Genomic DNA, 12,344 nt, shown 5'->3' on the forward strand with positions numbered 1-12,344 from the left:
CTGATGTTGTGTTATCTCGGATTCTGTGAGATCTCCGGGTTAAATTGAATATATTTTGCAGCAATAGGGAATATGTACCTGTTGCTGTTGGGTTCAAGTGTAAATGTCTCGCCGCGGTAAGTACGTGTTACGGTCACCTCAAAACCTGGCTCCATATTCAGGCGTTTCTGGTCAAACCAGCGCAAGCCCGTGGCCATCAGTTCCATACGACGTTCTTTTATCACCAGACGTAACGCATCCTGGGCATTGGCAGCTGACAGTTCCTGGTAGGTCTCTGCCGTGAAACGTTTCTCCCGCAGTTTATTTAGCAGTGACACTGCATCTGCTGTTCTGCCACCGCGTGCATCTGCTTCCGCACGTATCAGCATCATCTCAGGTACGTTCGGACCAGCCCATGGGCCGGTATTCATCAGTCTTGAGCGCCAGTACCCCCTGCCAGGGAATGAAGACCACTGGTAGTTGGAGCCGTCGGCAGTGAACAACCCATAACGCAGGTCGCCGGTTTCAAACAATGCCAGCAGATCCGGATTCAGTGCATAAGCGCTGAACACGTTTAGTGATTTTGCCAGCATTACTTCCGGATCACTATAGATCAGCGGCAATGCCACGGTATTATTAACATACTGGCGCAGGTCGAGCAAGCCTGATTGTCTGGCCAGGGCGCTGTCAGCATATGCTGCTGCAGCAGTATAGTCTGCCATATACAGGGCTGCCCGTGCCATCAATCCGTAGGCAGCTGCTGCTGATGGTAACAGTGAAGTAGTAGCTCTGGCAGGTAAAATTGACGCGGCTTCCTTACAATCTGCAAATACCTGGTCATATACGGTCTGTACAGAGGCTCTGTTCAGTTTTGCAAACAGATCTGGTGTCAGCAGTACAGGTACGCCCGGATCAGTGGCGGCAGTTGCTTTGTTATAATGACGGGCGTAGGCATTTACCAGCATCAGGTAGGAATAGGCACGGTGTACCAGTGCTCCTGCGCGAATAGTTTCTTTCTCCATGGCAGTTCCGCCCTGGGCATCCCGTACACCGGCAATGATTTCATTGCTGACATATATCTGCTGATAGCACTTCTGCCAGTCAGGATCTTCTGCATCCACCACAAAGGATTCTGCCCAGGTATAAGCGGCCCCCTGTGAGGCCATCATGCTCATTTCGTAGGTGGTATTACTGATACCGTAATCGTCCGCTGCATAGGCAGGGAAAGCGTAAGTAGTCTGAAAGGTATTCTGGCTCTGCAACAACAACTGATAATCACTCGTATTCACCAGGGCACGCTTTCCCTGGGGTGTTACCTCCACGTACTTGCGGCATCCTGTACCATATACCAGTGCTGCACTACCTAATGCGATATATATAAATCTCTTTATGATAGACATGATCTGTAATGATTAAAATGAAACATTTAAATTGAAGGTATAGGTCGGAGACGGTGCCAGGCTACCAAAGTCCTGTGTCAGCACGTACATCGGATCAATACCGTCTTTATTCTTCCGCCAGATAACACCCAGGTTACTGGCGGTAGCACCCATGGTCACGCTTTTGGCGAAAGACAGTTTCTTCATCACTGCCGCCGGCAGTATATAACTCATTGTCAGCTGATCAAACCTGGCGTGTGACGCACTGATAGCATTGATATCGGCATCTCTGTAACGCGAAATGCTTGTAAAATTGGCGTTAATCACGCCAGGGATAGTTGTGAAAGCTTCATCTCCCGGGTTACGCCACCTGTTTGCCAGCGCCCTGGTCGAACCTGCAAATCCAGGTGCTACGCCATTCAGCGGATAACCATTCGTGGTTACGTCCTGTTTCATAATCTTATGCCCCAGGTAGTAAGTGATCCTTGCCGAAAGACTTAACTGTTTGTAACGAACGGTATGCAGGAAACCACCAAACATCGGAGGTTGTCTGCGTCCCTGGTAGGTATAGTCCTCCGGTTTCAGTGCGCTTGCATCTGTAGAACTGATCGTTTTCCCTTCCGCTGTGCGGATCAACGTCTGCCCCCGATCATCCAGTCCGGCAAAATTCAATGCCATCAGGTAGTCAACCGGGTGACCTTCAATCGCTGTATTTCCGGTAATTGAACTAACCGTAGGGGCGAAACGGGCATCCGTCACTTTGTTGTAGTTATAAGAGAAGTTCAGGGTGGTATTGTAGCTCCAGTTTGCCCGGCGTATTACGTTGGCATTGATACCAAATTCAAAACCGTGACTGCGCATGGTTGCTGTATTATACCACAGGTTATCCCATCCGTAAGTCGTGTTGAATGGCAGGGAGGCGATGATACCGTAAGAACGCTTGCTATAGATATCAAAGTTAAGTGCCAGTAATCCATGAAGGATCTGTGCATCCAGGCCTCCATTGAGTGTAGCGGTAGTTTCCCAGCCCAGATCCTGATTACCCGGTGAGCCAATCGTGGCATATGGAAGACCTGTATTTACAGGCGCCGGATAAGTATTTACTACAGTAAAATTGGAGCCACTCATAGGAGCAGTACCTGCTGTACCATATGTTGCACGCAGCGATAAAGCGTCCAGCCATTTTATGCCTGACATGAATCTTTCCTGGTTCATATCCCATTTCAGACCAGTAGACCATAATGGAACGGCCCTGTTACGGCGATCCAGTCCAAAGACACTGAAATCATCAAATCGTACGCTACCTGACACATGGTATTTACCCATCAGGGAATAGTTGGCGTTGGAGAAGTAAGACAGGTAACGTCTGATATCCGCTGTTAACGCTCCATCCTCAAATCCGATGGAAGTATTACCTCCATAGAAATTACGGTACAGTACGGACGGATTAAACGGCTGGGCGGTACCCAGGTTCTCATCAAAACCGTATTGCGTCTGTCTGTAACCCTTCGATTTGGATTCACGGATGTCGGAACCAGCCAGTAATGTCAGGCGGTGGATGGTATTCCAGGTTTTGTTAATATTCAGCTGTACTCTTCCACTGTAATCTGTAGCGAAACTATTGGTACGTCTCAGCATACCTCCTACGGGAATACCGTATACCGGCTTTCCGTTCTGTATAGATGTAGCTGTATTCAGTTTATCTCTGGTAATATAACTTTCCAGTTCATCCAGCTGCGTCATTTCCTGAGAACTGCGCTGGTACATACCTGCTACCTGCAACTCGGCCCATGAGGTGATGCGGCTGGAAAGGTTCAACTGCATACGTGTGGCCTGCTTCAGGAACCGGGTATTGGAGTAGTTCAGCTGGTCGATAGCGCTGTATGTCCATGGCAGCATGCCCAGCTTATTGCGGAGACTATCTTCTATCTCCGGTTTGAACAGGATACTGTATTGTTTAGGGTTACCCTGTTCATCCAGTAACTGATCATAAGGTCTGAGGCCGAAAGTACCCGGTACCATGGCATTAAGTGCAGCTGAGTTCACGACGCTGTTAGAGTAGTTATGATTTAACCCCGCAGTCATCCTCACACGACCTCCCAGCATATCTGTTGTAAGGCTGCTGTTCATAAAATAGTTGGTCGTACCATTACTTTTATAAACCGGCTGATCTTTTGAATAGTTACCGGATACAAAGTAACTGCTGTTTTTTCCGCCACCGGATACAGACAGGTTATATTGCTGGGTGACCGCTGGTCTTAACAGCTCATTGCGTATCTGCGACTGGTTATTGGTATTCGCAAGTCCTTCCAGTACGGCGTCTCTCTCCTGCTCGGAGATTTCCCCACGTCTGGCGCGGAACATAGTAGCAATTGCCTGACTGGGGTTCTGGTACCGCCAGTGAGTAAATGGATCCTGGTAGAAGTTGGCGTCAAACATTTCCCTTTCCAGGTCAACATACTGACGGCTGTTCATGGCATTCAGGTTCTTCATATTTGCCGGCGCAGATATACTCATGGCAGCACCTGCTGAAACAACCGGCGTTTCTCCTCTCCTTCCTTTCTTCGTTTCAATAACGATCACACCGTTTGCTGCACTCGAACCCCAGATGGCAGTGGCAGCTGCATCCTTCAGGATGGTGATGCTTTCAATGTCTGTAGGGTTGAAAGCGCTCAATACGGAGCTGTTGGTACCTACCTGGTCACCGTACGTAGGCGTATAACCGGGACGCAGGTTAAGGTTCTGCTCCAGTGCCGGGAACCCGTCAATAACGATCAGCGGAGCGCTATTACGGAAGTTATTGACACTTCTGATCTGTATGTTATTGGTACGCGGATCAAAGCGGATACCTGGCTTCAGGCCTTCCAGACGTCTGGTGATATTGATATCCGGCGATGCCTGTATATCTCTTTCGGAGAAGGTCTCCACCGCTGCCGGTGAGTTAGCCTTCTCCATTTTCTGATAACCAGTGCTGATGACAACTCCCCTGAGCTCTACCTGCTGTGGCGTCATGGCAATCTTTACCTGCATATCGGCATCCTTCACGGTGATCTTCTTATGCGCAGTCAGAAAACTCAGGTGTCTTACCTCTAACGTATAACTACCTGGAGGAACATTGCTGAGTGTAAATGTGCCATCATCATTGGTATTAGTGCCGATATCGGGGGTCGGCATCAGGCGCACAATAGCACGCATGACCGGCACGCCTCTCTGGTCCACGATCACACCGGTAATGGCAACATTCCTTACAGGTATTGCATAAGGTACCGGTGTCGGCGTTTCCCTACGGGAAATAATAATAGTTTTATTCTCAATAGAATAATCCAGCGCCTGGTCATCCAATGCGTCCTTCAGGAATGATTCCAGCGGAAGATCTTTAGCGGAGATAGTTACCGGCCTGGTTCTGCTCATGATGTCCTGATCATAGAACACTACATAGCCTGTCTGCTGTTTAATTACTTTAAATACCTGTTCAAGAGGCGTATTACTGCACGAATAGGTAATACGCTGCGAATAGCTGTTCCTGGCGCTCGCCTGCATAATGAACACCAGCAGGATCATGGTTGATAATCGCATAACACGTCGCGTTTGATTCAATAACCGGCTACCCTTCAGGATAGGCATAGGCATCCCCTGCCGGTTACAAGAAGCTTGAAAAATCATACTTTTGTACTCGTTGTGGTTGATAATAAATAAGCGTCCGATGAAGACTGTTTGTTTATCTGTCAGCCAGACTTCAGCCGTTCTACCTGACCGTAGAGCGGCTTTGCTGTTGGTTGCTGTTTGTCCCTTTTTACATTACTATTAATCTGTTACCGTTCTCTATCCTGCATTGAACATCCATCTTTTCCAGGATGCGTAAGACCTGTTGTAAGGTGAGATCCCGCTGTATCTCTCCTCCGAATTTCCGGGTAGGAATTTTCCCTTCAAATACTACTTCTACATCGTACCATCTGGCCAGCTGCCGCAGTACTGCCGGCAGGTCCAGTCCGTCGAAATTGAACATGCCATTCTTCCAGGCCATGACCTGCTCAATGTTCACAGTGCTGTTCAGCTCAAGCCGATCTTTGTCTGCCACGGCCTGCTGAAAAGGATTCAGCACAACGCGCCGGTCAGGAGCATTGCTCCCCATCATCACTACCTTACCATCCAGCAGCGTTGTGCTGATCGGGCTTTCATCGGAATAGGCATGGATATTAAAGTTTGTGCCCAGTACTTCCACTACTGCGCGGTCATCGACCTGTACGCGGAATGGCTGTTGCGGATTTTTTGCTACTTCAAAATAGGCTTCCCCTTTCAGTGTCACGACCCTTTCTGAGCCGGTAAAGGCTGTAGGATAACGCAGGGAGGTAGCTGCATTCAGCCAAACGGCTGTACCATCAGGCAATACTACCTTGAACTGTCCACCGCGAGGGGTACTCAATGTATTAAACCCTGCTCCGGCACTACGATCTGCCGCGCGGTATTGCAGTACACCTCCGGCTTGCTGCACTGCAGTGGCTCCCTGTACCAGTTCCTGCCGCCCTGCACTATCCAGCGGTACTACCGTACCGTCTGCCAGTGTCAGCACTGCTTTATCTGTTCCCGGTGCTCTGTCATATGTTGCTACAAGCTGCTGTTGTGGTTTACTTGTATACAGATACCAGGTACCAGACGCGGCCAGTAGCACAACTGCTGCTGCTGCCCACCAAAGGCGTCTTCCTGACCGGATACGTAAGCCGGTCTCCTCTTTCGGCAATTCGTCTGTCAGGAATGACAGTCTGCCGAATACTTTGTCCACCGGCTGCCGGTGCCTGGAATACAGTTCTTCTGCTGTACCTTCTTCTTCAACCTCCGCCAGCATCTCCTGCCACACAGCGCTGAACCTGTCATTTGCAGCGTATGCGATCAGTTTCCTGACGTCGCCTTCAGTACAGGTCTTACGGAGAAATGCAGCAAACAGTTTACGCAGTTCTTCCTCATGAAAAACATCTTCCATAATAGCTATTACGAACGAAAAGGAATAAATAACTACTCCCCGTGAAAAATTATTTTATAATAAAATAGAGCAGGATCATACCAGCAATATCCGGGTGACCAGCCAGATATTCTCTGAGAAACCGGGTCGCCTTCACCACATGATTATTTACAGTAGAAGGAGAAATGCCCAGTAGCAGACTTACTTCATCATGACTCTTCCCTTCGAGCTTGCAAAGGGTAAATACTAATTTGCGTTGCGGGGGTAATGCATCAATAGCTTTCTGAAGGAGGAATGCATTCTCCTTTTGCTCCAGCCTTTCCTCTGTATGCGTGTAGTGATCTATACTAGCCTCAAGAAGCCTGTTAAGCAGCAGGGTGCTGCGGTTGGCCTTTCTGAAAAGATCTATGGCCAGATTATCGGCTATTTTGAATAAATAGGACCGGAAGGAACGTGTAGGATCAATCAGTGTATGTTTCTGCCATACTACTATAAATACTTCCTGCAACAGTTCTGTTGCCAGGTCTTCCGAATGCAGCAACTTCAGCAGCTTACCATAAATACGTGGTGCATAATGATAATAGATTGCCTGGAAGGCATCCTTATCACCTGCTGCCATTTTTTCAAGTAGAGCTGTTTCGTTTTCTAACATTCCAGGTAAATATAGGAATCAGCAATAATGAACCAGTAACTTATCCTCACTTGTGCGCCTGATTCACAACACTGTCCTGCGATTTTGATTACATTACTATTTCTGCAAATATACTCAGCGACCAGGCAATGCCACCTCACTGACATACAACGCTAATCACATGACGATATCTGTAAATATAACAGGGTGCCCCGGTTGTGGAAGCACCCTGACTAACTTTCAAGGGTTAAAAATAATAAATAATTTTCCTCGCGCAAATCACACATAGATGTAGCATTGCTGATCAGCAATGCCCTTCAGACTGAAATATCATGCTGTGATATTTATCGGCGTGATTCCGCAAACGTCCGTTTATACTTGTGCTAACACGGTACTAGTTCTTCACCACCGCCTGCCCTTCTGCAATCTCCTTCAGCTTCTCCAGCGCTTTTGGCCAGGTATTATTAAAATACTCCATATGGCTTTCAACAATATCTGTATGTACTACCAATTCGGTCTTACCATCTACGGCCTTCAGCGTATAATTCTCATGTGCGCCAGCCCATTCTTTCACTTCCGGACTCTCTGTATCTTCCTTACCTTCCTTTACATACCCAAGATGTTCAAACGACATGTATTCATTAGGGATGTTTTCTGCTACTGATGACAGCATCCCGCAATTTTCTGCATCCATAAAATATACTTTACTACCCTTCTTCCAGTCTGTTTTTGCCCACGATCCGGGTGCAAATGCCGACGTCCACTCTCTGTAAGTCTTGTCATCCCATAATACCTGCCATACTGTTTCCCGCGGACTATCAATCAGTATTCTAAATTCTTTCTTTTCCATAATACGTGTTTTTAGGTTAAAAGATAATGGCTCCTATAAGTGCTTGTTCAACAAAGGTGGTCAACTTTGGGCTGTTCCAGGTGGTGTGGATACGACATCTTAACGGGCTGAATGAGACGGAAAAGCGCCCGGCGACGAGCAACATTCCTCAATAGTCTGGGTACGTTTGTAACGGCAGTATGTAGGCCGACGCTAGGCCTGGTGGCAGATGATCGTTATTGCATATGGTTCCGGGAAGGAGCCCGGGGGGTATAACTTTGGCCCGCATGCACTATCTGGCGGATTCAACGTAATATTTGTCTGCGTATTTGTGTCCTGAAGTATACTTGTTGCTGTCAACCATCTCACAAAGGCACCTTTTACAATTCGCAAGACTATACTTACAAATCATTGATTGTATGTGCGTTATGATTATTTGTCTAAGTCAACATCAACGTGTAAATACAGTAAGCTGTATGATTCTGCGGTGTGTGCCCCCCGAAGTCAACAGTTCCCGTCCCGTTTGAAACACTGTTCAGATAGCTGTGTCAAATGCTATAGATATTTATAACCAGATACGTTTAATTTATGTCATATCCTCGGGGAACGTCAAAGAAAGACAGCCAATAGCTCTCTCTGACACCACAGCAGACGAAGACTATATAGTTCCTACAGACAAAACCAGACATACAAAACGTACACCTGGTCCGCCGGTTAATAGACCACTAACACTGCGCCTTTCTGCTGGATAGGCTGCCCAAGAATATCGATGCCCTGTATCAGCCAGACATATCCGCCGGAAGGCACCTTTTTACCATTGAAGGTACCATCCCAGCCGGCATTGATACTCTTAGTACTAAACACACTATTCCCCCAGCGATCCATTACAGTAAAGAGCGTATACGAGGCTACTCCCACGCCACGCGGCTTGAAGATATCATTCTGCCCGTCGCCATTAGGTGAGAAAGCAGTAGGTGCATATACTTTGATTGCATCCACCACATCTATCTTGAAGTAAGTAGTCGGACTGATACACTCGCCGAACTGATAGTTGATGCCAAAAGTGGTCGTAGTCGTGATACCGGTCAATGTAAATTCGCCCGTAGTGTTAGTCTCCTTCCAATCAGTACCCTGACGGAACAGGGTGTAATTACCCTGTAGCGGATTAGCAACTTTAACCTGAGCGCTCATGCCATCCATGATGACGATGTCCTTTACAGGCGGTGCAAGTAACAGGATATCTACCGCATCGATCGTGAATGGATCACTGTATACGATACAGCCATAACCATCCGTTACACGTAAAGTATAATCAAAGCCTCCTCTTAGTCGCTCGGCCCTGAGTGTAGTAGAGATGACCGCACTATCCGGATTCAGCCATTCATAACTCATCGGTTCCTTTCCGTTCACTGCCAATCCAGCAATCAGGCCGGTAGTGGTACTACAGATATCATCCAGGATAGAGACAAAGGCTTCATCAATAACAGGCAAATTGGGCGTCTTCAGTATGATGGTTGTTACTAGCTGCTCACATTGTTCAGCATCCTTCACATATAATCTGTAAATGCCATCTCTTGCATTATACAGATCTTTTACTGCACTTACTTCCGCATCTGCTCCGTCCAGCCAGCGATAGCTTACGGGTGTGCCACCGGAAAACGTCATGCCTGTAACGCTGCCGTTGTTCAGGTTGCAGACCGGGTTCTGCGTATTCACTGCTGATACGGTGATCAGCTCGGGTTGATGTATAGGGATCACAAAATCCTGCGTAGCATTACAGCCATAGGTATTAGTGATCTCCAGACGATAATTGCCCGGTGCCCTGTTGGTGAGATCCAGCCCACTACCCAGTAGCAGGCCATTCGTATCTACCCAGCGGATAATCTCCGCATTGGTTGCCTGTAAACCGGTGATGCTGCCATCATCCACTGTACAAGCAGCCTCCCTGATGGTCAGCGAAGTTCTGTTAATGAAAATCTCTCCCGGCGAGGTGATTACAAAAGGCTGTGATGGCGCTGCCGGACAACCCGACTGATCCGAAAATGCTAAAGTATATGTGCCGCCGGGAACATTAGTCAGGTCAGGTGTGCTGCCGGTAATATCGCCGCCGGCATTGGTCCAGGCATAAGTAATGACGCCTGTACCAGTTACCCGCAGACCGGTGACGCTTCCTGTCGGCTGACTACAAACTGCGTTCTGTACCTGCGCAGCACTGGCATCGAGTACAGGGGCATTTATGGCGCTGATCTCATAAGGACCGCCAACCACAGAACATGTATTTACCGTATCTGTTACTACCAGATAATAACTGCCCGGTGCCAGGTCGCGTATATCAGGTGCTATACCGATTACAGTAGCTGGCGCAAGTGCATTATACCAGGAAAATCTGAGGTTGATGCCGCTGATCTGTAAACCCGTAACACTGCCGTTATACAAGCCGCAGGTCGCAGGGCGTACAGTGCCAGTAGCTGCCTGTATGAGCGGCGTCCTGTCTTCAATAGTGTAGTAAGGTGAATATTGTATACACTCCGGACTGTTACATCCTGCTGCATACATCACCAGCCGGTATCGACCAGCAGGCACATTCTGCAGGGATGTATCTGTACCAACTGTATTGCCATTATCATCTTCCCAATGAAATGGCGTTGCATTGAACAAAACTTTATTGATGATACTCCCTGTTGACTTTCCACAGGCAGTATGAATGATCTGATCAGTAATATCCTCACTCCATACAGGGTTGCTGTAATCTGATGTTGCGCCTCCGGCGTCTGTAGCAGAGAATATTACGCCGCTGCGACCTTTTAAGGCGTAGGTCCATGCACCATCTGCGCCTGCAAAAAACGTTTCGATATAATTACGGCCGTCACACTTCCTGGCATCTCCGCACCTGTGAGGCACGAAGGCTTCCATCTTCGCATTTGGTGTAGCCTTTCCTGTTATAGTTGTAGCATTACATGTCAATACATGTACAAATGGTTTCTGCCTACCATCTGCAGGATTCCAGTTCATCAGGCTGATACTGTTTGCCGGACCTGTCTGAGTAGTATTGGTGTTATTGCAGAACATCTCATTCTGAGAGACCGTCACCTGATGAGAGGATACAATTGCTACCGGCACATCGTAGCTGCCGGCAATAATATTTTTATCTGCCATAGAACCGCCGATGGTACCTCTGCCACAGTCGCTGATCAATATACCTGAAGAACGCTGGCCGAGTACCGCACTGCCTGTCACCTCTGTACCAATCTTATTGCGCTGAATGCTGAAAGTACCGTTTCTTATTCCGTAAAGGCCGATACCATATATACTTCGTCCGGCAACCAGGTTATCCGTTACCGTTATCAGACTATTTGTACTACCTGCTATACTGAGATACGCCTCCTTTAACTGAGCGGATGCCGTTCCTTCCGTACCGGAAAAACTAGTGCCTATCTTATTGAAAGCAACTGTAACATCACCGGCGTCCGCAGAAAGATATGCGCCATACTCCATACCTACGATCACGTTACCCAGGTCAGTGCGATTACCTCCTAATGTTACGCCATTAAGGTGAGTGACCAATATAGGCTGATAACAGGAGCTGTCTGCACTCAGCACACCTCTTACAGGTATACCAATCAGGTTGGATTGTATTGTCAGATTTGAAATAACTTTAGGATCATGGTTAGGAGACACACCATAAATACCATACTTGAAACCATAGATAACGTTGCCTTTACCTGTACCACCAATAACGATGTTGTTACAATTACCAATGAGCTGTATTCCATAACTTTCGCCACGTATAGCACCCGTTGTGATGCATAAGCCATAGATCTCAACGTTGTTGGCGTTTTCGATCTTCAAAGCAGTATAAGTTGCTTCTGTATTGGCGCGCGTTATCCATACCCTGGCCGTACTGACCCCGAATACAGGCGACGCCTGTGTGGATGCATCAATGACGATGTTACTGGTCAGTGCAGGCAGCTCGTTTATCAGTATAATCTCAGGAATACCTCCGAAGGGCACATTGAAGTTGAAGTAAATGTAATCTCGTTCGGTTGTACCGTTACTATTAGCTTTTGTAATTGCATCTCTCAGAGAACCGGGGCCACTGTCGTTATGGGAGGTCACGGTAAAAACTGCCGCCCAGGACGAACTAAAAACACACAACAAAGATAGGGTAAGAAGCAGGAGTTTAACACCTGTAGGTTTCATATTAATCAAGTATATGGGATATTTAAAGCAGTGTTTCTGATGCTGCCAGCCGGAAAAATACACATATTTACCAAGAATGTAATATCAACAATGGGAATATTATAAAGATTTTAAAAGAAAAACACAGGCTGGAAGCGCAATTGCTTCACTATCAGTTACTATTACACTGACAAGCCATTCAACAATCGTAAAGGCATGAAAGCGCACAGGTAAAACTACGTGTAATACGCTTATGGTATTGAGTTACAGGCGATTTATGATTATAGCAATTTAGCGCTCGGCGGCTGGTCTTGTACAACGATATATGTACAGACATACATGCATGTCTGCATACGACGGCCTATTCCGATTGATAACAAAGACATTAGG

General features: G+C 47.3%; 6 protein-coding genes. All 6 read right to left on the bottom strand.

Features of this window, described 5'->3' with window-relative positions:
• Nucleotides 1-11: 11 nt before the first annotated feature.
• Nucleotides 12-1,379 (bottom strand): RagB/SusD family nutrient uptake outer membrane protein, encoded by a 1,368-nt coding sequence (locus K1Y79_RS22370; protein ID WP_220252424.1) that lies wholly within the window; start codon nt 1,377-1,379, stop codon nt 12-14.
• Between the two features lie 12 nt (nt 1,380-1,391).
• Nucleotides 1,392-4,934, bottom strand: coding sequence for a SusC/RagA family TonB-linked outer membrane protein (locus tag K1Y79_RS22375; protein WP_220252425.1), 3,543 nt, complete (start codon nt 4,932-4,934; stop codon nt 1,392-1,394).
• Between the two features lie 217 nt (nt 4,935-5,151).
• Complete coding sequence (locus tag K1Y79_RS22380) at nt 5,152-6,336, bottom strand: FecR family protein (RefSeq protein WP_220252426.1); 1,185 nt, start codon at nt 6,334-6,336, stop codon at nt 5,152-5,154.
• A gap of 49 nt (nt 6,337-6,385) precedes the next feature.
• A complete protein-coding gene (locus K1Y79_RS22385) occupies nt 6,386-6,967 on the bottom strand; it encodes an RNA polymerase sigma factor (protein WP_220252427.1) in 582 nt (193 codons plus the stop codon).
• A 373-nt stretch (nt 6,968-7,340) separates the two neighbouring features.
• Complete coding sequence (locus tag K1Y79_RS22390) at nt 7,341-7,796, bottom strand: SRPBCC family protein (RefSeq protein ID WP_220252428.1); 456 nt, start codon at nt 7,794-7,796, stop codon at nt 7,341-7,343.
• Nucleotides 7,797-8,489: 693 nt separating this feature from the next.
• A complete protein-coding gene (locus K1Y79_RS22395) occupies nt 8,490-11,975 on the bottom strand; it encodes a gliding motility-associated C-terminal domain-containing protein (RefSeq protein ID WP_220252429.1) in 3,486 nt (1,161 codons plus the stop codon).
• Between the last annotated feature and the right edge of the window lie 369 nt (nt 11,976-12,344).

The sequence above is a fragment of the Chitinophaga rhizophila genome, assembly GCF_019492185.1.
In the GTDB taxonomy this organism is placed as follows: domain Bacteria; phylum Bacteroidota; class Bacteroidia; order Chitinophagales; family Chitinophagaceae; genus Chitinophaga; species Chitinophaga rhizophila.